This is a genomic window from Legionella sp. 16cNR16C (assembly GCF_021297775.1).
Lineage (GTDB): Bacteria > Pseudomonadota > Gammaproteobacteria > Legionellales > Legionellaceae > Legionella_C > Legionella_C quinlivanii_A.
This window is the reverse complement of the sequence record NZ_JAJTMX010000001.1, coordinates 886,134-911,619: the sequence shown is the minus strand read 5'-3', so window position 1 is coordinate 911,619 and position 25,486 is coordinate 886,134. Positions and strand designations below refer to the sequence as shown.

Genomic DNA, 25,486 nt, shown 5'->3' with positions numbered 1-25,486 from the left:
TCCAAAGACTCTTTAATCCTAGTCAACGGCGTTTTCCTTGTCCATTGTCAGTATAAGCAATAGGTAAATCAGACCAGCGCGTGGTGTAACAAGGCGACATCAATTGCCGCTTCATCGACCAGGATTTTTGGAAGCCTTCAGCGGCTAAACGTAGGGTTCTTGCGCCATATTTTTGATTGATGCTATCCATTAAATGCATCAAGGTAGTCGAGTGCTGCAAATCACTTGGTTGGTTGAATAAATCGGCCTGGTAAAAGCGGTTGCTGGTTAAATCATTTAAGAGGACGCCTGATTTATGATAGAAAATACCTGGTTGATAAATTTTCTTTAAACAGTATTTCGCCCATTTGGTGATAACCCGCACATCATCGGTGGGGTTGACCAGGCGAAAGCCAATAGAGTTCGCATACTGCTTGGTATCTTCACGAAAAGGATTGGAGCGAATAAACACCGAAAGGTATTGGGTGGTTAACCCTTGTTTTCGCATCTTGGCCGATGCCGTGGCGCAGTGATGGCTAATGCCTTCTTGAATGACCTGATAGTCGGATTGCAGGCCGCCAAAGGAGCAGGAGGACATAATTGATTGCTTAGGTTCTGGCGATTCCAATTCCAAACACGATAGGCCATTCAATTCCAGCACGGTTCGCTGCATGACCACGCTAAATTTGTTGCGCATCAAATTGGCGTCAGATTCTGCTAAATCAAGTGCTGTTTGAATGCCTAGGCCATTGAGTTTTTTTGACCATTGGCGCCCAATCCCCCAAACATCCGACACTTCAAGCTGCTTGAGCCAGCGCGCCTCATGGCCCGTGATGTCAAAGACCGGGGTTTGCAGTTTTTTCTTGGCGATGAAATTAGCGGCTTTGGCCAGTGTTTTGGTTTTGCCGATTCCAATGGATGTTGGGATGTGCACGCCTTTTAGAATGGTCTTTTGTAATTTTTCGCAAAAGGAAAAGCGCATGCGTTCGGGCAAGGTGCTTAAATCCAGGAAGGCTTCATCGATGGAATAAATTTCAGTCTCCGGCCAGTGTTCTTCAATGAGGCGCATAACCCGATGGGAGATATCGCCATACAGCGTGTAGTTTGACGAAAACACGTTTACCTTGTGCTTTTTGCACAAGGCTTTGACCTCGAAAAAGGGTGCGCCCATTTTAATCCCTAAGGATTTGGACTCATTGGAGCGGGCAATGACACAGCCGTCATTGTTGCTGAGCACTACAATCGGCGTCGTGAGTAGGTCTGGCCTGAACAATCGTTCACAGCTTGCATAAAAATTGTTACAATCGATGAGTGCATACATGGCAAATCCTCAAGCAATGAGTCGTGATAGCCCTGTCCTTTTGAGTTGTTCTTCTCGTGTTGAATGGGTTGGTTTGAAAAGCGTACTTAATTCAAATATACTCGTCTCTTTCATAGAATGTCAAATAATTGACAGACCACATGAGCGGAGTTGCAATGAAAGGCGGCAAACTAGAGGGGGCGGGGCGACCCAAAGGCAGTAATCAATACGGTGAATCCACTCAAGCGATGCGCATTCCCTTATCGCGTATCGAAGAGGTCAAACATTTCATTAGTGCCTCAAGTCCCTTAACGCTGCCTTTATACAGCTGTAAAGTCAAAGCAGGATTTCCATCCCCTGCGGATGATTACATTGAAGCGCATTTGAATCTAAATGAGTTTTTAATTAAACATCCCTCCTCGACTTTCTTATTAACCGCCTCCGGCGACTCCATGAAGGATGCCGGTATACATAACGGCGATTTGCTGATTGTTGACAGTAGCCTTGAGGCGACACACGGAAAAATTGTCATTGCCGCCATTGATGGAGAGCTCACTGTGAAGCGCTTATCAAGGACCGGAGGGCAAGTGCAACTTTTGCCTGAAAACCCAGCCTTTTCAGCCATCGATATTACTGAAAATCAGGATTTAGTCATTTGGGGCGTGGTTACGCATGTGATTCATCAGGCGGTATAGGCCTAATAGTTCAGAGCTCTGCATCCTTGCAGAAGGTAGCGTCCTGGTACCGCTAAAAAGTCCGTTTAAAACGTCCAATGTCTTTGCTCATCTGTCTTAAAGATAGACAAAGTGAAATAGAAAAGCAGTAGGTTATTGGCGCAGTGGAGGGCGAGAAATTTCTTAAAACACTGAGCGTATTCGGGCTTAGTGATTTACTCAGTGCCTTTTTCAAGGCGAAAGTATAGCGATGGGGTTATGGATCCCATTGCAGCCCGCCATCAATCGACTTGCTTGTAATATGCATTTTAAATCAACCCTGATATAAAGACGATTTGTGGAATTTACCGAATATAAGGGCATCATCATTATTATTTGCATTGGGTTGCCAAGCAGCTATCTGCCGAAAAGCCACCAGAGCCACCAGAGCCAGTCTCTTTCAGTGTTAGAGTTTCCACCAGAGCCAGAGTTTCCGCCAGCCCCAGAATCGCCGCCAGTGCCAGAGTTTGTTCCTTGAGTAGCATTACCCCCTCGACAAGTCGAGGGACGGTATTTATCGGGAAGTGTTCCGGCACGACAATCCCAGATCATTTCCCCTCCGGACTGTACTGTTGGAGTCAGTATGATCGTACCATTGCCAGCTAAGGGAGTGTAAGCGATTGTTATCTGACCATTTTGAATATTAATGGAAGAAACAGAAGGAGTAGCCGCTGGAGGTGAATAGCCTGCTGCGTTATTATCAGCCGGAAGCACCCCATTTTTAACTTGAGTGGTTTCCGATACGGTCTGTTTTGCAGCACTGGCTAAACTCAAACCTTCCGTCACGCGTGCTCTTATCGTGTAATCTTGATAAGCTGGAATTGCAATGGTTGCTAGAATTCCGATGACTACGACAACAATTAATAATTCGATAATTGTGAATCCTAATGCTTTCATAGCATAGCAGCCTTTAAATTCCCATTATTTAGTATAGCTTCTATATTAGACTTAAATCCACTTTTCCAAGGCCGACTGTGACCGACAATGTTCATCGGATTCCAGGCTGAAAATGCCGCAAGAGATGAGGCAATTAGCTCGGACCTGCGTAATTAAGGTCAGTTTTATTTTTTTGTCAATGTTAAAACAATTAATAAGGGATTAAAGCTAGGGCGCATTCATTACAACTTCAAACACTGAAAGTGACTCATGGGATTACTCTCGCTAAAACTTAAAGACAAGCGTGAAAATATAAAAAATGCTCAAAAGAAAGTACTTAAGCTGTACACTCTCCATTTATAAAATATAGGCAAACTGAGTTCCGGTATTTGCTTAACCTGTGTGGTGGTTGTCGCTGAATAATCTGCTGTAAATTTTCACTGATGCCAGTTCCACAAATACCAGAGGCTATTCTGTTATCAATTAGGATACCCTATGGTCCCATCCATTATTTTGGGATTGTTTATACTTAGTAATTAAATCCTTCAACGTATCTTCTAAAGTCCATTTGTGCTGAAAAGACGTTAGCGTGAATAAGGTATTGAGGTTAGGGCAGCGTTGCTCAATATCCACATAGTCGACCCCATAAGCCTCATCATAAGGGATGTGAACAATTTCAGAGTTACTTTTTGAGTAACTTTTTGTTAATTCCGCCAGATTATTGATAGAGATTTCTCTATTATTTCCAATATTGATACTCTTACCAATACTCTCAGGGGTATTGATAAGTAAATCAAGAGCCGCTACCACATCCCTTACGTCACAAAAAGAACGGGTCTGATGGCCATCCCCAAAAACAGTGAGTGGTTCATTCTCACAGGCTTGTCTTATAAAACGTGGAACAACCATCCCGTATTGCCCTGTCTGCCGAGGGCCAATCGTATTAAATATTCGGGGTAAAATGACCGGTATATTTTTCTGATAAAAATAGGCGTACCCGATTATTTCCTCAGTTAGTTTACTTATGGAATAAGTCATATGGGAGTTTGTAAGAGGTTTTAAGTTTAGGGAGCTACTTTCGCATAAACCTTTAGAATCTCCATACACAGCAGATGAGGAAACAATGACCGTAATAGGTTTTTTTTGAGCCTTATCGATTGCCTGTAGCAAATGGTTGCAGGCAATAATATTATTATTTATTACAGCGATTGGATTATGTAAGACTTTAAACATTCCAACCGATGCGGCTAGATGGAAAATCACATCTGCCCAACTCACTGTATCTTGCAAGTTTGGCCAAGTCAATAAATCGGTTTTCTCAAATGTAAATGAATGATGCTGTTTGAATTCATTGATATTTTCAATTTTTCCAGTGTCTAAATTGTCAACGCATACAACCTTATGCCCTTTTCCAAGATAGTATTGGGCAAGATGAGAGCCAATAAAACCGCAGCCACCAGTGATTAGTATGTTCATTTAGTAATCCTTTTGTTTTAATTATCCTGCTTATGCCAATAGTGCTCTGGATTATAGGCAATTAAGCTGTTGAGAGCGAACTTGATTTTTTCCGCTTTTCTTCGCTTCATACAATGTTTTATCGGCTACTGAAATGATTTGCTCTACGTCTTCCTCTGGGCAGCTTGGGGACACACTCACGATACCAATACTCAGTGTAGTTGCATTCGACACTTCAGATTGAACTTTATTTTGTAATTTCTGGCATACTAGAATAGCGTCCTCCAGTGAGGTGTTCGACAGAATAGTAGCAAATTCGTCACCGCCAATTCGAAAAGAAGTATCATTTGCTCTTTGAGCAGATTTTTTGATGGCTGCAGCTAAATTCTTTAAAAACAAATCACCTGAAGGGTGCCCAAAGTTATCGTTAAGTCGTTTAAAGTCATCAACGTCGATTAACACCAAGTTAATTGGATGATGATTGCGTTTGGCTCTAGCAAACTCTTCACTTAGTCTTTGGTCAAAATATCGCCGATTATAAAGACCCGTCAGTGAATCGGTGATAGACAACCGTTTGATTTCAATGAGTGCCTTCTCTTTTTCTTGGGTTAAGCGAATGGTGCTTTGTAAAATTCTAGACTGGGATTTTGCTGTAATGAGTAACATGAGAACAAATAAAGAGAACATCGTCGCTAAAATACTGTGATTAAATTCTCCTAACCAATAGTTGTAAACGATGAGAGGTAAAAACATCGGTAATAAATACGCACAGTAGGCGGGAAGGTAAACGGATAATGATGCGAGCGCGCCTGCAGCCATTCCCCCGAGAACCAAGGTAATGATATTTTGATTCACTTTTAAAAAGTAAGGATAAAATAATAGATAAGAGCTACCCCATAATGCACCCATTAGGAATGTCAAGGCAATAAATAGGTGTAATGTCTGTTTTTTCTTTTTAATATAACGCTTTGATTTAATGCAATACTTACTATACAGCAAGCGTGCTATGCTTAAAAAGATGACAGCAAGTAACCAAGTCATCACCCAATAAAGTGGTGCTTGTCGGTAGAGTAGATAGAAGGATATCAATACCGATAATAAGCCGTTGAAAGGAATTGACCTAAGGGAGCTTTCCAGTAATAACAAAAAGCACTCGTCTTGTAGTTGAGAGCGGTTTGGTTTCATGTTCTCTGCAATAACCTTTTTAATTAATGTTACCGATAGATTATTTTCTATTAGCGTTAACTCCCATTATCAATTATAGCCTGTATACCACGTCGTTTCTTCGGCGGTGTTCTGGGTAAAGCATGGACGAACAGAGCCATTCACATCATTGTTCTTGTTCCAAAGGTTGACTCAAACAAGCTATCACATGATGTTGTAATAAAAATACACAAGTCGTTGCTGCCCATTGCAAAACTATATTGTTGTGATAGGTCTTTGTTAAACCGGGGGCAGAATTTTTTTTTAAGCTCTCAAAAAGTGCATGAAGCTCAGTGTAGTGACTGAGGGAATCACTAAATAAACACTCCTCAACATGGAAAAAATCTCTATACGCTTGATTATTTAAAATCATAGTCCCTTCTGTATCACAGAGAAAGGCAAATTACGGTAGTCTAGCCGTTTAATTGAATGGGATAGTATGTGAAATGATAATAAATGACAACTACAAATTTGAAATGGGAACTAATGTTGTCCGAAAATGAGGTCTACGTACACACTAGGCCCTAGGGGTCACCCTTTCTGATTCTAGCAATCAACGTCCTGATTTTGCTGATTATTGTTTTACTGATGGGGAAAGGTCATTTGCACACGCAGGAAAAAATTATAGCTTTACAGTCACTCGAAAAAGTGGAGAGGCTGAGTTTAAAACGAATCGGATTTGTCCCAGCACTATCGCATACTCTACGCTTAGCTTCCCCCAAACGGATACTAATGAAGCAAAAGACGTTGATGTTGTTTTAATTCCCATATCGGATGGCGGCTCGCTTAACCTGGCAAATAGTTGGCATAGCTACCCCGTTCTGAATGGTGAGGCCCTTAAAAAGGCGATTTGGGAAATCTACGAAGATAGTTTAATTCACAACACCGTAATTCACTGTAGCGCAGGCCGAGGGCGAACGGGATATTTTTTGATGAGCCTTATGCTTTTAATGAATTATGAAAAGGTGTTTGCCAGTGAGAATGTCGTCGATATCACCAGCGAAGTGATGAAAATATACAAAATGCTTCGAGAAATAAGCCCCCTTTACATGCTGCGCGACAACCAACTCGGCAATGCAGTTTGTACCAGCTACCTCGCTCATCAATATGGTATGGCGCTTCGTGCGAAAGCAGCAAGTGAAGCAATTACTCAAAGCGAGACCACCGAAGTACAGCCCCTAAGACGAAGTGCTTCGTTTGGCGATATGAAACAAAACGTTGCCATCCTCACCAAAATGGGAAGTGTATACACCGCTGTAGTTCCTGTTGTTGAGGAAAATAGCAGCCCTGCCTTAGAATTAAAATAAAGCCGTTGTAAACATTTCGCATGATGATCTCCCGCAAGGGGTTTGCGGGAGATCATCAATAGGTGGACTCAGCATCGTCCTAAGGGATATCAAAATAACGGTCGGTGCTTTTTTCTAATCCTGAAGTTTAGGGCATTGTCAATGACAGAATCTGATGGGTAATGTGCTAAACTTTTCGAAGTAAGGAGCGTCGCGCTCTTCAATTTACAAGCAAACAATGAATGAGATTCCTGAAGAACAACCCCTGCCGCTAAGCCAATAGTGGAGAGAATTGATTGAGTCTCTTTATTTAGTTAGAATCCCCCGTCATAACGTGTTACCGGGATAAAGAGATGGGAGCCTTCGAAATTGTTGCTGTCATTTACCTCTTGGGGATCTTAATCAATCTACGCATACACTGATTGTCCTGAAAGGTTTTCGACAATGGAAAGAAGACATCCAATTTGCTCTCTTTGCTAAAAGGCCAGGATTTAAAAGCTATCTGATTCGAAAAATTATTCTCTGGCCTTTGTACTTTATAACCGAAAAAAGTCCTCTTAGGCGTCTATCTGAATCCTTTTTTAGCCATTATGGCGATCCCGGCTACACGTATTTCGGTACTCTTGGCTTAGAAAATTTCTTAAATGACCTTTTAAAAGGAAAAAATCGTTATAAGCATTGTGATATCAAGCATTTATTCTGGCCCATTGATGGGGAAAGTTCTATTCGTACTGATTTCAGGAAAGATAAGAATGAAGAACTATTTATTAATATTTATTATATGCAGTGGAAGGGGAACTATCGATTAATAAGGCACCTTACGCCCTATCGTCCAGCAAAGCAATTAAGCCGTTTTGAGCTTGATCGTTGTTATCTCGTTAGCCAAGAGCAGTTTCAAAAAGAACTCTTCGAGGTCAACGCTCTGAAGGCTCAGGCATTGTTTGATGAATTGTTTTCAAAGACACAATAACGTAAATATTTTTATCCTTCTAAGATGGTTTTGTTGTGTCATGCTCTCATCAGAATACAACGCTGGTTCGCTCACGAATAAGATCGCACTCGAACTCAGCGATACCGAACTTTGAATAGATTTCAATAAAATTACGTTTAAGTTAGTACGCTTCAAGGAAATACTTGGCATCCTGACCAAAATAGTAGATTGTTTTTTTATTTAAAAATACACTGACATAGACAACACCTGCTTTAGCAAGCTCTCTGTGGAACTCAATAATCGACAGTTTTTTTTCTTCGAGATCCTCAATTGCACTTTTAACCTTGGCTACATCTAATGTCTCTCCAATAATGTATGGGGCACTATCTGATTTTTCAATTTCGGATACAGGTAGTCGATACAACATTGTCTCTTTAGAATAAAAATAGAGACTATTTTCTAAGACATCATAAGTTTGCCTAATGATTCCTAACGACATTAATGTATTCGTAAACTCTGTGAAATCACCTGGTGATTGGGCTCTGTCCAGACAAAGGGTCTTTATTTTTTTCTGTATCTCAGATGGGTTATTTTCCATTGCCAAACTCCTAGCAAACATTGTGGTGGTTACAATCATTAAAATGATGGCTGGCCATATCTTAATGCGCTTTATAAAAACAAGCATACTACCTCATTCTATTGGTTAAATTTTCCTCAAACCATGTTATGAGATCCTTTTGAAACTAAACCTGGCTGAGGCATGGGGAAATATAACACAATGTTTTTGAGGATTTTCTTATCTGAAATTTAAATTTTTGCGGCAGAACACCCGTTCTGAAACGCTAGGCCTATTCATAGGTTTAGAAGGCTGCGATCGATTTAGCAATAACCGGTCCCTGGTCCATTGAATCTCTAATTATTGAAACCCTGTTCGAGGCACTTTTGGGGAATAGCATTAAACCTATGACATGGTCCACTACTCCGAATCTCGTCAGCGTGATATTTTCTTCCTCGCCACCGTGAGTATGCTTATACTATGCTCAGCTATAAAATCATTTCCCTCCATATCCCATTGTTTTATGACGTCAAGCCCATTTCGTTCAAGAATGGTCTGTAATTCGAAGGCGGTATACATTTGAAGACTGAAGCGGTGGTTGCAACTTACCGGTTCATCGGAGCCGTTGGAAATTAGGTAGTGGTCATGCGAGGTAAGAAGTCCTTTTTCCCTATCCACCTCAGAATACTGTTTATGGCGGATATGTACTTCATTAACAAAGTGCTCTGTATCCATTACATACTCTCTTAACCTTTCGGCCGTGATGGCTTCCAGGTTGAAAATATCAAAAACATAAATGCCTTCCTCGTTAAGATTAGACTTTATATTGCGTAGAGCCTTTTCAAAATTTACTTTCGTTAGATGACCGATTGCATTGAAAATGGTAATCACTGCATCAAACTGTCCTGCGGCAAGCGTTCGCATATCACCGTCAATAAAAGGGATATCTTTATTGATTGCTTTGGCTTTCTCTCGTGCAAACTCAAGTAATTTGGGGCTGAAGTCACTGCCCACCACGTGATAGCCTCTTTCGGCTAGATAAAATACTTGCGAGCCAGTTCCGCAAGTCATATCAAGGACCGTTTTAACTCCCTGGTCTCTTAAAAGTTTCTCTATCAACGCATTTTTATAGTCTGTTTGCTCACTGACATTATGTGCATCGAAGTACTCAGGCATTTGCTGATATTCCAATGGTAATCCAAGCTCGTATTCGTTGTTCATTTTCCTTCATCTCCGGCAAATTGTTCGCTTTCCTCTCTTGATGAGTCTTGGGGATTCGATACCAGGTTAAACTCCATTGTCAATCGAACGTACAAACGATTGAATGATGGTGGCAAATTCCTTGGGTTTATCATAATGAAGCCCGTGCCCCGCCCCTTTTATTCTCTTAATCTTCATACTTTGATAATCAATGGACAGTGCTCTAATTGTTTCTGGAGAAATCAAACTGCGTTCCCCAATGACAAGCAACATAGGAATGTCAATCTCCTTAAGTAATTGCCTGAAACAAGGGATGGGAGGTCGCAACACTTGAAATGCATTGATGCGTGTTTGATACCGGGCTCTCGCCAGGCGAGTCAGCATAGTGAGCGAGCGATTAGGATGTTTCGTCTGTAAGTACGACAAATAGTCCCGCCATGGCGTCTTTAGCCATTGTCGATGCTGTTCTACAATATCGCTAGCATACACTTGATGCTGTAATTTGCTCTCTAAAAAAGCAGGCTCAGCTAGAACAAGCCCTCGAAGCCTCGTTTTTTTCTGAGACGCCAGCAAAGCGGCTGTCATGCCTCCCATTGAATGACCAATTACCACTGCAGGAGCGAGTCTTAATGCGTTAATTAGACCCTCTACATCTTGGGCATGATTCTCATATCGATATTCATCAGCAGGCGAAGAGGATTGCCCATGCCCTCTCGCGTCAGGCATGAGAACATCGCCGTCCAACATCAGATACGACGCTACGTCTGCCCAGCAGTTTCCGTTCGCAATTAATCCATGGAGAAGAATTAGGGGAATTGTCCAGCCGCCTGTTCTCGTATAATGCATACTAATACCATTAGTATTACAAAAGCCCCTGTTCCAATTGTACTCTGTGATTCTCTTAAGATTTATATTCAAAATAATTTATTAATCAACTTGCTTTAGCAATCAGGCCTATATACCCTTTAAAATAAAACTAATAACCCTTATTTTCTATGAAAGCAATTCAAATTAATATTCCCGCTGATATTCACTTTTCCCAACTGGCCTGTAAACGCCTACCCACGGGTAATTTACTCTTCAATTGGGAACCCATTGAAGCCCTTTGTAAAGCGAACAATATGGATATTGGCTTTTTTAAGGAAACAAATGAAGAAAATGTCGTTGGTTTGATTTGGGATTGGTATTTCCAATGCCGTAATGACGGCGTAATCGATTCAACCATGGAAGAAATGATCAATGAAGTAGCTACAGAAGAACAGAGAGGGCAAGCGTTTTCTTTTCCCACGGCCACATCTTAATCTAAGAAATAAATTATAGAGCTACCCGGCTTACCCTCTTCAATTCCCTGTTATATGCTGTTCAATTGAACAACCAGCAGCATAGGACTACTTCGCATTAGGCTTCATCGCAATCGAATTGGCCACCCCGTTGTAATCGCTAATCCCTCTTATTTGAGAAATGTCTTACAAATCACTGCGCGGATTACCTACTGCTTTTTGTCTTTTCTTTGACTATTCTATTGTACAAGAGTAAAGACAATGGACGTCATAAACGGAATTTGTCCCGGCATCAGGAAGATGCCCTCCACAAGGATGTGGATTACTACTCTTAAACGTCACCCTAATAAATGCTTAGTTTAACCCCTATAGAACCACTACTTCATCCTGGCGCTCGGCCTGTTCTTTGGCCGCGCGTTCCTGAGCTTCGCGCTCGACCTGTTCTTTGGCCGCGCGTTCCTCAGCTTGGCGCTCGGCCTGTTGTTTAGCCGCACGTTCCTGAGCTTCGCGCTCAGCCTGCGGCGCTTGCGTTGTTTTTTGAATAGGTCCTGCTTCTTCGCTGATTATTTTATAAAGATCAGTTAAAAAGCTTAAGATCTGGGGTTCGTTTATTGTCTTCTGCTTATATTTAGCGAGCTGCTCAAACAGGGTTTCAATCCATTTTTCTTCAGCAAAATAGCCAGGAACCAATTGTTCTTTTTCAAATGTCTGGTGAATAGCTTCCAATTGCTGTAAGGCGGTTTTGGCATTAAATCCTGCTTTCTGAAAACCCTCCAGATAATCTACGAATGTCTGTGACATCTGATCAATTTTTTGTTTGATCTGCAAAAGATCCTGAATGTTGTCTTTGTTGTGTTTGGGCAGATTATCCAGTAGATGATCCAGAAGGGTTCCATCAGTGAAGTAATAACTCACAAGTTTTCCGTCCTGAAAATCCTTTTTAATAGCGGTTAATTCTTTGAGAGCTTCACCTGGAGCATAGTCATTGCTGGAAATGGTTTCCAGAAAATGGTTATACCGAATTTGCAATTTATCAATAGTATTTTTAAATTCGTCCAGACCCACCATAAAGCGAGACACCTTGCTTCTCGTGGCTGAGGGGATGCTGCTCTCCGCTTTAACCATTTCACCTTCAACGGTATTTAGCAACGTGTTGACCTGCTTATGTTCGCTTTTCAGAATCCATGCGAGCGCTGAATCAGTTTTCTTATCCAGAAGTTGAACCAATTCCATGCGAATATCTCTGCCGGCAGTTTTAAAGCCGGTGAGTAGATCCTCACGATGCTTTTCTAATTCGGATATCAGCTCTTTATCAATCGGAGGGGATGAATGTTCAGGAGAGGTATAGGTACAGCTTTGCAGCAGGCCAACCAACGTTCCCCATTCCTCTTTATTCTGTCTGGCTTTCTCCAAAGCTAGCCGAATAACGCTATTGGCTTCATAGAAAGAAAATAAATTGGAAATCACTTTGGTCTGACCCGTTTTGGCATATTTTTTAAAAAGTGCCATCACTTCATCATTTAATGAGTTTGATCGATCATTCATTAAGGCTTCAGGCTTCTCAGGTTTAATCTGTTGCATTAACGGCAGCAATTTATCTTCATTGTCTTCATCCAGGGCACGAAGAATCAGCTTGTTTTCAAGAAGGCTATTGGCTGAAGCTCTTCTTTCATTACGAGCCGGTGCAACATCAGTAAAGTGACGAAGATTTTTCTGACTGGTTCGCAGATTGATAATGACATCCTCAATCTTGCGATGAGACTCTTCAAATGGGGCATAGTTCTCATTTTTAATCAGCGAATACAGACGTCCCAGCTTTTTATCGTATAAAGTGTCGAAAACCTTTCGCCAGTGGTATTTTTTCATCGCCTCATTAATTGGCGTATTATCGTTTGTATCCACGGGAGGATGCCTTGTTACCGGCGGATCAGGTAATTTTCTCTGCTCTGGTTTTATTGATTCATCTGCAGTATTGACTGGAAGTTGTTTTGCGATTGGGTTTAGTGATTTCCTCTGTTGCAGTGGAGGTGTTGATTTTCCTTGAAATTGCGCCTGGGCCATCATTTTTTGTTGGTCGGATGACAGTCTGTTCAGTACTGAGGGAGTGCGTTTATTAGCCCCGGAAGTGGCATCTCTTTCTTTCGCTTCAATGCTTTCTCTTTCCTGCCTTCGTTGTCTCACCAATTGTGGATTAAAAGGTCTGATTTTTTCTGTTCTATAAGGCGCATTGAATAAATCATCCAGTCGCTCAAAAAGAGATTCTTTTTCTCTTGCCTTGGGTTGGTAGGTTTCAAGAATAGAGTTCACGACAGTAAGACATCGATTGCTGCAGGCCTGGTCAAATAAGCCATCGATGTTTTTGACATTCTCACCAAAAGCGGAAAATTTAAAAGTATCTGGGCTATCTTTAAGACGTTTGAAATCAATTTCAGGAAACTTTTTATTAAATTCACCTAGCAGCTCAGAATTGCCTTTTTCATAAAGCTTTTCCAGATGTTTTATTAACTGATTTGAATCAAAGAAGCGGCTTTGAAAATGCTTATCCTCGAATACCTTGTGGAGCAACTGAATATCGTTTGTTTTAACCAAAGTATCTAAAACATCAGAGGCGATAATGTCTTTAAGCAACGCGCCATTTTCCAGTAATAAAATAAGCCCTTTGCTATTATGAGCGGCCAATGCTTTATAAACAGGTGTGGCATGGGTTGAATATCCACTATTCGCAAATTTCGACAAAGCGACAACAAGCTTTTCATCATGTCGTTCAACAGCTCTATTAAGCAGTTGCAGGCGATAGGAGTCATCTTTTAGTTTGTTTTGACGGATAATTTTGTTTAATAAAGTGAACTGGCCTTGTTCTTCCAGCTGTTTGTAGAGATCAACATTTTCAAGAAGGCTGGAGTGCTCCATAAACAGATGATTTAAACACTCATCATCACCTAATCGATTAACCTCAAGAAATAAATTATAGAAATAGTTTGGACTTGCTGTGAAGCACTGCGAAAGTGAACTTGCGAACTCGAATTCTTTATTCAAAATTGCCCATCGATAAGCATATTTTTCTGCAGGATATTTTTTATGTTTCACGACTTCAGTCAATCGAATCAGCTCATCTCCACTGGCTGACTGCATTGCCTTCATCTCTGGATTCAGAGCCGGGATAAGATGGCTTTGATCGAGAAGTCTGGAGTCTCTGAATAAAACAGCGACTTCTTTTAACACATGGGGAGTATCATGAAAGCTGGCATGATGAATTACCTGGGCTGCATGGCTTGCCAGGGTCTCCTCGTGACCTACAATTAACGTCTTTAATCGATCAAGGAGAAAGTTATACATTTTGTCTTGTCGATTTGGATAATCCGCAATCAGTTTTTCCAGAGTATCAATCTTGAGTGCGGCACCTGATTGCCGCAATTTTTCGGCAATCTCTACATTCCCTGACTCCACTGCCCAGGATAAAGCTTCATTTTTTGTAAACTGAGGGATCTTTCTGGTCGGCCAATTATCGAGAATTATCTCGTTATTGTTGGGGAAACGGGCTAATACTTTAAATGGAGTATAGGGCTTGCCAGCATCAAAAAGCGAAATGGGCAGTTTCTCACCTTTCTTAAACTTGCCATCCACTGCTTTTTTAAGAAAATGGACCCAGGGATCATTCCCGGATAAAGCGCCCACACAAGTTGCAAAAATAGCGGGTTCTTTTCTATTTAAGGCAGTAGCGAACAAGCTTTGAGGAATGGGAATATTTGCATCGGCCAGTAGTTTTAGATTGTCTGGGGTAATTTTTGATATTATTTTCTCATCAAAAATAGAGTCTTTGCTCGCCGATCCTAGTCTGCTTACTTGCTGTAGTAAAACCTTTAATGACTTGCTGCTATTATTTTCTGCGGCGACTTTTAATAAGTCCGCAATCATTTTTTCATTGATCAGATCAGGGAAATGAAGAAATAAATTTTCAAGTATTCCTGATTTATCTTTTCCAATATTCTTTTTTAAGGCTTCAATAATCGGATCTATATCGTAGGAGCTGGCATCAATTGAATGAGCCTTTAAAAACTGGGCAAGCACCTCTATATTTTTTTTATCTTTACCTTTAACCGCGTATTCGAGAAGGCTTGTTGCTTTAACAGTGGGATTGCTGCTGTGTACAAATTTTTGCTTAAATGCGTTCGGATCATTGGACTTGGTGGTGAAATAATTATCAAGCATTTGCTTAAACAGATCGGCAGAACCATATAATGGCATGTACCTGATAACTCTTTCTGCTTCAATGACGCTTAAACGTTTAAAGATATTCAAGGCCAGCTCAGAGCGGCTATGACCTTCTGCGCAGGTAGCGTGTTCGGCTTTTAGCGGCATGTGTTGAACTAAGTGCTGGATAGTGTCAGTGTCATTAGCTCTGATAGCGCAGGTCATGGAATCATAACCGTATCCTTTGGGATGGTTAATACTGCGTGTCAGGGAGGAAGAAGTAGCAAAATGCGCTCTTTGAATATCAGCCTTGGAGGGATAGACGGCTGCTCTTTTTTCATTGGGGTGAGCAAAGACTCTGACTGATATTCCCAGGTAATCACGATAAAGATTCGAGGGATTTACATCACCAAAACATTTCTCAATCTCTTCTATTGCCTTAGCTGCTGTGTCAAAGCTCTTGGTATTATTAATTTTTTTATTGGCATCTTCATCGTAATTAGGATCGTATACGACATAGCGATTATTTGAGAAAGAAATAGCAATCGCATGGTTATTTGACGCGACATAACAGGCACGGCCTTCGTTTTTGATGGAGCCCAGTATTTCTCCCCATTTGACTCGGGTATCCACTAAACCAATATTGTATTCATTGTTTACCGGCTTACCATCAAATTTGAGGATTGCGTTTAAGTCTCCCTGATAGGTTCCTTTATGATAAATCTGGCTGTTAAAAGCGATTTCAACATCTTTAATAAAATTATCAAAGTCGGGATCATCACCCATATTGTAATTTTTAGGAGGATTAGCCAGCTTGCGCTCCATCTCAAAAAATTCAGGCTCTCTGCCTTCAAGACAATACTTAACATAAATACTTGCCAGTCCTCCACAAACACCGCCCGTATTTAATTCAAGTTGAAACCCTTTTTTCTTTAATAATTCATTCACTGAATCGATGATTTTAGTTTGCGCAGGCATTTTTAACTTCTCCTGAAAATCGTAACAAATGGGAATATAAAAGGAATTGGAAGAGGGCTGCAGGATTTCGACAAAGCACAGAGAATGAAAAGCGCATTTTTATGCCTGCAAAACAAATAGAAAATGTACTAATAAATATAGCTCTAAATTATTAAACTGCCCATTAGCAATTAGGAACAGCATGAGCGCTCATTATATTAAGGAAATATTAAGACAAGATTAAGAAGAGCAGCTTACGCAAATCTTTTTTGACCATCCAGGAGGAAAATCGGCGTAGCGGGTATTATCCGGTTGTTCTTCATAGGGAAGTTTTAGAAGTTTAAACAAACGATCGATTTCAGAAAAATTGTGATGAGTGTAGGCCTCATCAATCGCTTGCTGGGCCAGATAATTTCGCAGAATGTATTTGGGATTTTTCAGCATCATTTTTTCTTTTCGCTCATTTTCAGAGGCAGTTTCCCTCGACAATCTTTGTTCGTACTGCTCTAACCATTCATTCACTTTTGTGATGAAGGAAAATAATGGTTTGCTTCCTGATCTGTCGGCAAGCCAGCGAAAAAAAATGGTATAGTCAATTGACTGCTCATGAAGGATTGAGAGCAGTTGATTGACGAGTAATCTGTCATTTTCGTCTTCTCGAAAAAGCCCCAGTTTGGCACGCATTTGAGCCAGATAATTTCGCTGGAAATGAGTTTCAAAAAGTGAAAGATAATCTTGCAATAAATGGACTGGGATTAATGGGGTCAGCGCTTGAGCTAATGCCTGCAAATTCCAGTAGGCAATAGCAGGTTGTTTATTATAGGCATAACGTCCCGACTCATCAGAACTATTGCAAATATGATTAAAATCAAAACTATCCAGAAAACCGAAAGGGCCATAGTCAATGGTTAATCCGATAATCGACATGTTATCTGTATTCATTACCCCATGACAAAAGCCAACCGCTTGCCACAGGGCCATTAATTCTGCGGTTTTTAATACGGCCTGGCGGAATAACTCCTCATAACCGGATTGATCGTACGGGCATTCCGGATAATGTCGTGCTAATACATAATCGGCTAACTGTTTAAGCGCATCCAGTTGGTTGGTATAGTAAAAATACTCAAAATGACCAAAGCGAATGAGTGATTCTGATACGCGAGTGAGAATGGCACCTGGTTCTTCAGTATAGCGATATACCGGCTCGTTGGTCGCAGTAATACAGAGTGCGCGGCTAGTGGGAATCCCCAGAGCATGCATTGCTTCCGAACAAAGATACTCCCGAATGGTGGATTGCAATACCGCTCGGCCATCGCCCATACGTGAATAGGGCGTTTTTCCAGATCCTTTTAGTTGCAAATCCCAGCGTCGGTGTTGCCTATCCAGTATTTCGCCCAAAAGGTGGGCTCGGCCATCACCGAGCTGAGATACATAATAACCGAACTGGTGGCCAGAGTAGACGCTGGCGATTGACTCGCTGCCTGGAAGCATTTTATTGCCGGAAAAATAAAGAGGGAGCTCCTCGACTGCAATAGTACCCAGACCCAGCTGATTCGCCAGTGAATTATTAAAATGTACCAGTTCAGGGCGTGCTACCGGTGTTGGTTGCAATCGGCTATAAAATAGGGGAGCCAGTCTGGTAAAGCTATTGTCAAAGCGAATAGGCATTAATTTACAATCAGATTCTTATCGTGAAAATTATAGATTTAAAGGCTGAGGAAATAAAGGGGATTTTCGGAGAGAGAGGGATTCGAACCCTCGATACGTTGCCGTATACACACTTTCCAGGCGTGCGCCTTCAACCACTCGGCCACCTCTCCAAGCGCGCAAGGATAGCGGTTTCTTAATAAAAGATCAAGCCTCAAAGAAATTGTGATAATTTCTGATCGCCCATCTCTGACCTGACAGATCAAGGCTTTTTCTTTGTCGCCTTTGACGGTTTAGATCCCTTTGTTTTCACGGTATTAGTACTTGTCGGGTTTATGGCTTTTCCCTCGACAAAGTCTGGATTTGTATAATCGGGAATATTGTTAATAGATAGCCCGCCTGATATATTTTTAAGGTTTTCATCTGATATTTTTCTGTCTTTTTTATTGGAAATCGCTGATTTAGTTGCCATATTCTAATAACCCCAGTGGCATAAAGTATCTTTAATATAGTATTTGTTTAAAAATTTATCAAATGATGGAGTCCCTTATTGGCTAGTTTATGCATTAACCTTATTCTCAATCTATAACGTAACTCCCATGTCAGCCCGAGCTCAGCGAGGGATCTTTTAAATGACGTTGGCAGTTACTCCATAACTTGTTTTTAGGTCTAAACTTATATCATTGGATGATAAAGGGAAATTTCATATGATTCGCTTATTCTCAATTCTGACTGGGCTGATGATTTATAGCTATTCATTTGCATTTACCTGTTTTGCAACCGTGGTTAAAGACAATTGCTGGACGAATTATGATGTTAATGTCGCCATCATGGACGCAACCAGTCATCAGCAGATATTGGCTGTAACCGTTCCCAAAGGACAAGAATGGATAAGACAGGAATTTACCTGTCAACCTGGACAAGCATTTATGTATCAGGCTACATTTACTCCGACTATCTGGGAAGGGGAGGAAGGAAAAGTGTATAAAGCATTACGGTTTTGGTTTCTTCCAGCGGCTCCAACGCCTGATCAAACCGCATGGGATGTATCGATTTGCTATTCAAAGGACTTCGCTGAAGTTCCACTTCCACCCCAGGCTACAGGGGCTTGTACCTGTAACATGAAAGCACCACCCCCTATAGCTCCTATGAAACAACAACCGGCGTCTTAAAATAAGAAAAAAAATATGGCAGGAACCAGTTTATTAACCTTGCTTGATGATATCGCCACAGCTCTCGACGATATCGCATTAATGACTAAGACCGCGACTAAAAAAACGGCCGGCGTATTGGGAGATGATCTTGCTCTGAATGCAGAGCAGGTCATTGGTCTTCATGCGCACCGGGAGCTGCCTGTGGTATGGGCTGTCGCGAAAGGGTCGATAATCAATAAATTGATATTAATCCCTTTAGCACTTCTCATTAGCTTTGTGATGCCGCCATTGGTGCTCATTTTATTAATGCTGGGTGGATTGTATTTAAGCTTCGAGGGCTTTGAAAAAATCCTGGAAAAGTTCCATAAACATGAAAAGCCAAAGCCAGTCAATGAAATACTGGAAATCGATAAAGAGCAGTTTGAGAAAGATAAAATACGAAGTGCTGTGCGTACTGACTTTGTGCTTTCCGCTGAAATTATCGTAATCACACTGGGTGCAGTGGCTCATTCCTCACTGATGAATCAGGTGATGGTATTAAGCTTGATTTCAATGATTATGACCATTGGAGTGTATGGTTTAGTCGCCCTTATTGTGAAGCTTGACGATTTGGGGTTTCTTTTACGGGAAAAAAAGAAACCAATTAAGCAAATTGGTCTCTTTCTGATTGGTTCAGCCCCGATGCTAATGAAGTTTTTAGCAATTGCCGGCACCATTGCCATGTTTTTAGTAGGAGGAAGTATTATTAGTCATGGAATACCGGCTGTTCATTTTTATACCCGGAATTTATCGTTTCCTGTCAATTTAGGAGCTGATTTTTTAATCGGGGTTATCAGCGGCGGAATAGTTGCTGCTCTGTATACTCTCTTCAAAAAAATGAGGTTAGGTAGTTAAGTTTTATCCTTATCAGGTTTATCATAGCGTGTTTTAGTGACACTGCTATTAAGTAAAGTTCAAATTTATACTAAACGGTCCTCCCCGCGAAGGCGGGGATCCATTTCTGAACTCGCTATAATGCCAACTGAGGAATTGATTCCCGCATTCGCGGGAATGACAAAATTCTTTAACTTAATGGCAGTGTTTAAGCGGGAGTCTCTATTGAACTCGATTGGTTGGACAGAAAGACAGAGTCTTTTTCGACTCATTCCTTTGATTATCAGTATTTCATTCGCAATGGATGTTTTCGTGCCGGCGATTCCTTCCATGAGCCGTTTTTTTCATACTGACAATACAATCATGCAGGCAAGCCTGTATGTGTTTATGTTTACCGTGGCTTTAGGGCAATTGATTACCGGGCCTCTGGCGGATAGAGTGGGGCGAAGGAATATAGCGCTTGGCAGTGCGGTGCTCTTTTTTATTGGCTCTCTTCTTTCAACCTGGACCAGTTCTGTTCATGCGTTAATCTTCACCAGAATCATTCAGGCTGCCGGCGCCTGTGGTACTTATCTGGTATGTTTTATAATCGTCAGAGATAATTTTTCAACACAGGCATGTGCCCGATTATTCAGTGTCTTATCAGGAACCAATTCAATTATTGCCAGTAGTGCACCGGTTATTGGCGGTGTATTACTTGATCTGACCCACAATTGGCACAGTGGTTTTTATTTTCTGACCCTGCTCGGATTGCTGATGACTGTCATTGCTTATCGCGGCATTCCAGATTATCAATTCCCAAAACCCAAAACATCCTCAGCCAATTGGTGGCAGGCAATGAGGCCAATGATAAAGAATGCTGATTTTCGTCAATACACGCTGGTCGCCTCTTCCTGTTTACTGGGATTGTATCTGTTTTGCGCTTTATCCCCGGGAATATTAATCACGCAACTTCATTTAAACGGCACAGAATATGGTCTGTGGTTTGGTTTAAATGCAATGACCATGTTTTTTACCAATATGCTTGCAGTGCGACTCACCTATTCTTACCCTTTGGAAACGATTGTTCGTTGCGGCCTTATTATCATGATTGCCTCCTGTTTAATGATGACTGCGCTCAATTTTGATCAGTGCAGTGTATTACGATTTATGCTGCCTATGATTTGCCTGACTATAGGCATTGGAATGAGTATGGGTTGTGCCACTGCTCTCGCGTTGAAGGATTTTGAAACACAGGCAGGTACAGCAACTGCCCTGGTAGGCGCTTGCCAGTTTGGCCTCTCTGGGTTAATGGGAGTTATCACCGCTCAGGTAACACCGGGACCTTTAAGTTTAACGATTCCTGTCTTTTGCTTCAGCACATTGGGGCTTATCCAATTATCGAGATTTGGATGGAGGCTAGGGCGTGTTTTTTAAGGTTTAAGATTGTGCCAAGGCAGGGAGATCCCTCCTACACCTTCCAATTAGCCTTGAGTTTTTCTTGACTCCAGAAGATCAATTGTGTAAATAGCCCCCTCGCCCGCGGAAGAAATTTGAGCAAAATACTTAGGTTTCTCGCGGGAGAGGGTTGGGGACACTGCCATTAAGTTAAGGAAATTCTGCAATTGCATGTAGGTTGTGCCCTTGGCACAACATTGAGTTCTGGAGTGGTTCAACCCTTTGCGTGGGTAAAGGGCCCAACCTATAAGGATTCCTTAACTTAATGGCAGTGAGGGTTGGGGAGAGGGTAAAAAACCGGTTTCAGCTGGAATTAAATCCACATACATTACAAGAAAATTAATATAGATAGGTACTATTCAAAGCTGTTCTAACAATGATTCGCGTTATTCCCTCTCCCCAACCCTCTCCCGCGCTTACCACCTGGATTTTAATCACTTTTCTTGCGCGGGCGAGGGGGCGCTACATCATACATTCTTAATGTCAAGGAAAAATTAAGGCTAATTGGAAGCGCTTCGCTCGGGATGACGTGGGGAGGTCGGGATGACGGGGAGTTACAAAAAATTTAATATTTCTGGTAAAATATTGCCCATGATGTCTCTTTCAACCGCCAATCGTGTTCCAGTATTTTCAACAGTTAATAAGCAAGGCTAATCGATTTCCCTTATCCGAAATAAAATTCAAACGTCTGACGTCACTGGTTTTACCTCTGGCTACCCAGTTTAAAAGCCAGGCCTTTCCTCAAGCCAATTGGTCATTGACAAGGGTATCGAATCAGAGTGGGGTGCAACAGCGCCATCTGGTATTGCCGCGTTTTAATCGGGTAAATGAACGTTCCTATCTGCAGGATGATGGTTTGAGTGGAAGCGGAATCGAAGTAGAGAAGCTTGAAGTTCTTTATCAATGTAAAAATTTGAATTCTGAGCTGGCTCTGGACAGGCTTTTGATTGGGCTTCACCCTAATCAGGTAGTGTCGGTAATGGCACTGCCAAGACCCGGCAACAGTATGAAGCTTTGCAGGGCGCTTTCAGGGAATGAATCATTCGTTTCTATAAAAGATTTGCATAATCCAGACCTGGTAAATCAGCATTCTTATCAATTCGCGCCTCGCGCAGGCGCTGATCCAAGAGCGCGGGCCTCTTTGCAGGTTCGTTGTGATAATGAAGCGGATATCAGGCGTTTGCAATGTTTTATGGCGGGTATACAAACCCTCGGTGGTTTTAGTCAGCAAATTACAGCACTTTGGGAAGATATTCAAAAACAAATGGAGTCACAAAACCCCTGGGTTGTGCAAGAGAATATTCCGGTGGGTGCTGAGCGGATGTTGTTTAATGGTTATCCTAATGGAATAGCCGATTTACAGCGGCAAACAGCCATTTCAAGCTTCCATCCTGATGATGTGCTGAATTATCCGAACACAATTCCTGCTATTCACCTGGCAATTCTGGCTCAGAATGAAGAGAAAGTAGAACAGCTATTGAAAAATGATCCAATGCTGGTCTATCAGCGCTGCCCCGAAGGCCGCTTGCCGATTGAACTTGCCGAGTTCTGCCTTAACGCGCCAATAGCCGCCGAAATTTTCAATAGTTGGCAAGCACTTCCAAAATCAAGACAATGGGCTTCGCAGCGGTTTATTGAGGCAGCGAATCATATGGTTTCTGCTGAGCAAAAGAATATTCTGACATTTGATGAGGAGTTCAAACAAAGCAAAGTTCGTCAATATTTTGAGAAAAGCCTGCCCAGTTTTGCAGATCCTTTGGCTATTTATCAGAGCAATCTATCAGAGGATAAAAATAAACTGCATGAAATGTTCGAGCGAGAAACATCCGATTGGATAGCGATGGAATCGGCCTGCCTGTCAGGGAGTTTAGAGTTGGCAAAAGCTATTTTTGCGCAAAGATTGCCTCTTGGCCTGACCTTATTTAAGGGGATTCTGGTAGGCTATTCGCCGATGATCGAAACTGCCTTACAGGATAGTCTGTCAGTTACCGACTATGAGATGCAGGCTAAGCTTCCAGAACGACTAAGACATTTATTGCGGATGCAAAATGAAATGGTGAAAGTCCTTAGCGATAATGGCAAACGATATGAACAATGCCGGCTTATTTTTGATAGCGAACTGGAGTTATGGACAAATATTCGCGATGCGGTTAGGCAAAGGGATGCCCTGCGCCTTAAAGTTATCAGCAAAAATCATTTCAATGAGAGATCAGGGAGAAGTTTTAAAGCACGCATATTATTTGAAGATAGCGATTGGGATAAAATTGAAGATTATCTGAAGGATGAGGCGCTGCTTTTTGAACATTTCGATATTTATCTTGCTCTGTATCAAAAGCAAACATCAAAAGCCCTTGCGCTTATCCGTGCTCAATTGCAGGCCATTCGCGTCCAGATTGAGCGTATTTCCAGTACAAAACCTCCTAAACCTGAACGCGGATTGCTGCATCATCAGGCGATACAAGGTGTCATTCAGAATTTTGACTCATTTGTTGAAGAAAAGCGGGCATTTGATCATTATAAGTTAATGATTAAAGAGATTGTGAGTCGTCAGGCAACTCACCACAAAGAGTACTTAATATCCGCACAGCTGCGAGTGAGCCCGCTTCCCGAACAGCTGATTTTTTATATAAATAGCCTGGTAACTGATGCAAACTCCCTGGAGAGCCTTGAAGCCCGCGTGGAAAAATACTTAAGTCTTGATTCGACAAAGGGCCGAGATTTGCTTCGGTCGCTCTGGCTGCCGATTGCGAAACGAAAGAGGCTGGATCTTGATGCATTGGCTGAGGCGACAGCAAACTATAAAAAGGAATGTAAAACTACGGATGAGAAAATTTTTCAGTTATTCAGTGCCTGTCTCATCTGGCAGACAGGCTCGCAGGTTTATCTGCAAAGTCTGAATGTAGAACGTTCAATGCAGTTTCCTACATCTATCCTGGCAATGTGTGTAAGGGATAGTAGAGGCTACAATGCCGGCCAGTCACTGCGTCATTGCTCTGCAAGAGATGATTTCCGCCTTGATTCGCTTATTAAAAGCAATTTACTTAGTTATGAAGCTCAGGACTCCTGGGGGTATACGCCTTTATTATTGGCTGTTGCCGCCAACCAGCTTGCAACAGTTAAATCATTTTTTGAACGAGGAATTGGAGGGGATATCGTTGTTCCTTTAAGAAGAACTGATTGTTTATATTATAGTTTGCTTGATAATTCTCCCTCACGGGAAATGACTGCTTTATTGCTCCACTATTATTTAAAACCCGAATTTATCTTTTCCTGGAAGGAGGGGATGGAGGATAAGTTGCCGATACTGCTCATGTATCATCATCATTTGAGTCATGATGCTTTCGGTCAGAGTCTGATTGATTATATTGCCTCAGGTTATCACTATGATTTGGCTTTGCTTGATGTGATATTGAAACATCGGGATAGTTTTGTGCAGGAAGGCCCCTATGATTCCGAAATGCCTTTGGAAGTACAAAGGCGATTTGAAAAACATAATGAGGCAATTGCTTTAAAAATAAAGAGGCTCGCTCAGCGGCAGGCGAGCCTTCAAACCTATAGTTTTTTTCAAAAGAGTCTACCTTCACTGGGTTTTAAAGTTAAAGAGGAGGCTACTGCCAAGTCATTTTATTCCTTATTAAAAACAACCGCTGAATTAAACGCAGAAGAACAGAATGCACTGGCAGGAGTCTTTGCACGTCAATTTGAGCTACCCGGAGATCTTCAGTCTTTCCAGAAATTGCTGGTGTTTTTTAAAGAAAAAGTATTAAGCCAGCCTGCTTATATATTTGATGTATTTTACGATAGCCATAACCTGCCGGTCGCCTTTTGCTGCTTTAAAATAAAACAGGTTGACAATCCTGTTTATGGTCGTTTTAATGTGATTTATGCGTCTATTGCAGCCTGTGAAACACAGGCTGCCCGCTATAATCTGCTGACTTCATCTTTCAAGATTGTATTAGCCGCAAAAAAAATCAGTGATGCTCAAAATATTCCTTTAAAGTTTTACGGGCGTTTTGGCCGTCCGGGAATTGCTTATCTGCTTATTCCGAAAGAAGCGCAGGTTTCCACCAAATATCATCAGCCCGGGAACTTGGTGCAATTTATAGCAGGTTTATTTGATAATGCCATTGAGAAGGATGGATCCTCTTTACCTCCAGTGCAATCCAAAGCCGTTCCTGCGGGCAGAAACGCCAGGCTTGAGGAATACAATTATTTACTTAATGAGTGTCTCAAGGCTCGAGCCAATGCGTCCTTGCCTTTGATTTTCGAGGTTGATGATGTGGTTTATCACAGTTGGCTCAAGAGATTATCTCAAACCTGTGCTGTGACGGAGCGCTATATCGAAGAGCTTGCCAGAGATGAAAGACTTGAGCCGCATCCTGTAGTGAGCACAGACTGTGAAATCGCTTTTCCAGGCAGAAGTTGTTAAAATGCAGGAGTCACAATCG

The 25,486-nt window shown here is 41.6% G+C and carries 18 protein-coding genes, 1 tRNA gene and 1 pseudogene; 8 read left to right on the top strand and 12 right to left on the bottom strand.

The annotated features are described in order from the left end of the window. Positions 1 to 22: 22 nt before the first annotated feature. Positions 23 to 1,300 (bottom strand): Y-family DNA polymerase, encoded by a 1,278-nt coding sequence (locus tag LXA66_RS04045; RefSeq protein WP_058524218.1) that lies wholly within the window; start codon positions 1,298 to 1,300, stop codon positions 23 to 25. Positions 1,301 to 1,455: 155 nt separating this feature from the next. On the opposite strand from LXA66_RS04045, the gene LXA66_RS04040 reads away from it, so the two are divergent. Beyond that, positions 1,456 to 1,974, top strand: a complete 519-nt coding sequence (locus tag LXA66_RS04040) for a LexA family transcriptional regulator (protein WP_233012025.1) — start codon at positions 1,456 to 1,458, stop codon at positions 1,972 to 1,974. A gap of 510 nt (positions 1,975 to 2,484) precedes the next feature. Here the strand turns inward: LXA66_RS04040 and LXA66_RS04035 are convergent. The 4 genes and pseudogenes from LXA66_RS04035 to LXA66_RS04020 all read right to left on the bottom strand — a co-directional run. Next, positions 2,485 to 2,889 (bottom strand): annotated as a pseudogene (locus LXA66_RS04035) (pilin); the annotation flags it as partial. A 462-nt stretch (positions 2,890 to 3,351) separates the two neighbouring features. Continuing rightward, entirely contained in the window at positions 3,352 to 4,344 is a 993-nt protein-coding gene (locus tag LXA66_RS04030; protein WP_233012024.1) for an NAD-dependent epimerase/dehydratase family protein, read from the bottom strand. Between the two features lie 51 nt (positions 4,345 to 4,395). After that, the gene (locus LXA66_RS04025; protein WP_233012023.1) at positions 4,396 to 5,508 is read right to left on the bottom strand and encodes a GGDEF domain-containing protein; all 1,113 of its coding nucleotides are present in this window, start codon (positions 5,506 to 5,508) and stop codon (positions 4,396 to 4,398) included. A 145-nt stretch (positions 5,509 to 5,653) separates the two neighbouring features. Then, positions 5,654 to 5,899 carry a hypothetical protein gene (locus tag LXA66_RS04020; protein WP_233012022.1) on the bottom strand — a complete coding sequence of 82 codons (246 nt, stop codon included), beginning with the start codon at positions 5,897 to 5,899 and terminating at the stop codon, positions 5,654 to 5,656. A gap of 304 nt (positions 5,900 to 6,203) precedes the next feature. On the opposite strand from LXA66_RS04020, the gene LXA66_RS04015 reads away from it, so the two are divergent. Next, positions 6,204 to 6,833 (top strand): protein-tyrosine phosphatase family protein, encoded by a 630-nt coding sequence (locus tag LXA66_RS04015; RefSeq protein WP_370637163.1) that lies wholly within the window; start codon positions 6,204 to 6,206, stop codon positions 6,831 to 6,833. 508 nt (positions 6,834 to 7,341) lie between these two features. After that, a complete protein-coding gene (locus tag LXA66_RS04010; RefSeq protein ID WP_233012020.1) occupies positions 7,342 to 7,782 on the top strand; it encodes a hypothetical protein in 441 nt (146 codons plus the stop codon). A 142-nt stretch (positions 7,783 to 7,924) separates the two neighbouring features. Here LXA66_RS04010 and LXA66_RS04005 read toward each other — a convergent pair whose 3' ends face one another. The 3 genes from LXA66_RS04005 to LXA66_RS03995 form a co-directional block, all read right to left on the bottom strand. Beyond that, complete coding sequence (locus tag LXA66_RS04005) at positions 7,925 to 8,428, bottom strand: DUF1398 family protein (RefSeq protein ID WP_233012019.1); 504 nt, start codon at positions 8,426 to 8,428, stop codon at positions 7,925 to 7,927. A gap of 306 nt (positions 8,429 to 8,734) precedes the next feature. Further along, positions 8,735 to 9,520 (bottom strand): class I SAM-dependent methyltransferase, encoded by a 786-nt coding sequence (locus tag LXA66_RS04000; RefSeq protein ID WP_233012018.1) that lies wholly within the window; start codon positions 9,518 to 9,520, stop codon positions 8,735 to 8,737. A gap of 66 nt (positions 9,521 to 9,586) precedes the next feature. Then, on the bottom strand, positions 9,587 to 10,345 hold the full coding sequence (locus LXA66_RS03995) for an alpha/beta fold hydrolase (RefSeq protein WP_233012017.1): 759 nt from the start codon (positions 10,343 to 10,345) through the stop codon (positions 9,587 to 9,589). A 149-nt stretch (positions 10,346 to 10,494) separates the two neighbouring features. Here LXA66_RS03995 and LXA66_RS03990 point away from each other — a divergent pair, with 149 nt between their 5' ends. After that, complete coding sequence (locus LXA66_RS03990) at positions 10,495 to 10,800, top strand: hypothetical protein (protein ID WP_112220632.1); 306 nt, start codon at positions 10,495 to 10,497, stop codon at positions 10,798 to 10,800. A gap of 345 nt (positions 10,801 to 11,145) precedes the next feature. Here LXA66_RS03990 and LXA66_RS03985 read toward each other — a convergent pair whose 3' ends face one another. The 4 genes from LXA66_RS03985 to LXA66_RS03970 form a co-directional block, all read right to left on the bottom strand. Further along, complete coding sequence (locus LXA66_RS03985) at positions 11,146 to 15,948, bottom strand: hypothetical protein (protein ID WP_233012016.1); 4,803 nt, start codon at positions 15,946 to 15,948, stop codon at positions 11,146 to 11,148. Positions 15,949 to 16,167: 219 nt separating this feature from the next. Beyond that, positions 16,168 to 17,595, bottom strand: coding sequence for a YdiU family protein (locus tag LXA66_RS03980; protein ID WP_233012015.1), 1,428 nt, complete (start codon positions 17,593 to 17,595; stop codon positions 16,168 to 16,170). A 67-nt stretch (positions 17,596 to 17,662) separates the two neighbouring features. Continuing rightward, a tRNA-Ser gene (locus tag LXA66_RS03975) sits at positions 17,663 to 17,747 on the bottom strand. 89 nt (positions 17,748 to 17,836) lie between these two features. Next, a complete protein-coding gene (locus tag LXA66_RS03970) occupies positions 17,837 to 18,046 on the bottom strand; it encodes a hypothetical protein (RefSeq protein ID WP_233012014.1) in 210 nt (69 codons plus the stop codon). Positions 18,047 to 18,281: 235 nt separating this feature from the next. Here LXA66_RS03970 and LXA66_RS03965 point away from each other — a divergent pair, with 235 nt between their 5' ends. The 4 genes from LXA66_RS03965 to LXA66_RS03950 all read left to right on the top strand — a co-directional run bounded on the left by LXA66_RS03965 (position 18,282) and on the right by LXA66_RS03950 (position 25,467). Then, positions 18,282 to 18,746, top strand: coding sequence for a hypothetical protein (locus LXA66_RS03965; RefSeq protein ID WP_233012013.1), 465 nt, complete (start codon positions 18,282 to 18,284; stop codon positions 18,744 to 18,746). A 15-nt stretch (positions 18,747 to 18,761) separates the two neighbouring features. Then, complete coding sequence (locus LXA66_RS03960) at positions 18,762 to 19,622, top strand: DUF808 domain-containing protein (protein ID WP_233012012.1); 861 nt, start codon at positions 18,762 to 18,764, stop codon at positions 19,620 to 19,622. A gap of 177 nt (positions 19,623 to 19,799) precedes the next feature. After that, entirely contained in the window at positions 19,800 to 21,017 is a 1,218-nt protein-coding gene (locus LXA66_RS03955) for a multidrug effflux MFS transporter (RefSeq protein ID WP_255665228.1), read from the top strand. A gap of 637 nt (positions 21,018 to 21,654) precedes the next feature. Beyond that, entirely contained in the window at positions 21,655 to 25,467 is a 3,813-nt protein-coding gene (locus LXA66_RS03950) for a hypothetical protein (protein ID WP_233012010.1), read from the top strand. The last annotated feature ends 19 nt before the right edge of the window (positions 25,468 to 25,486 follow it).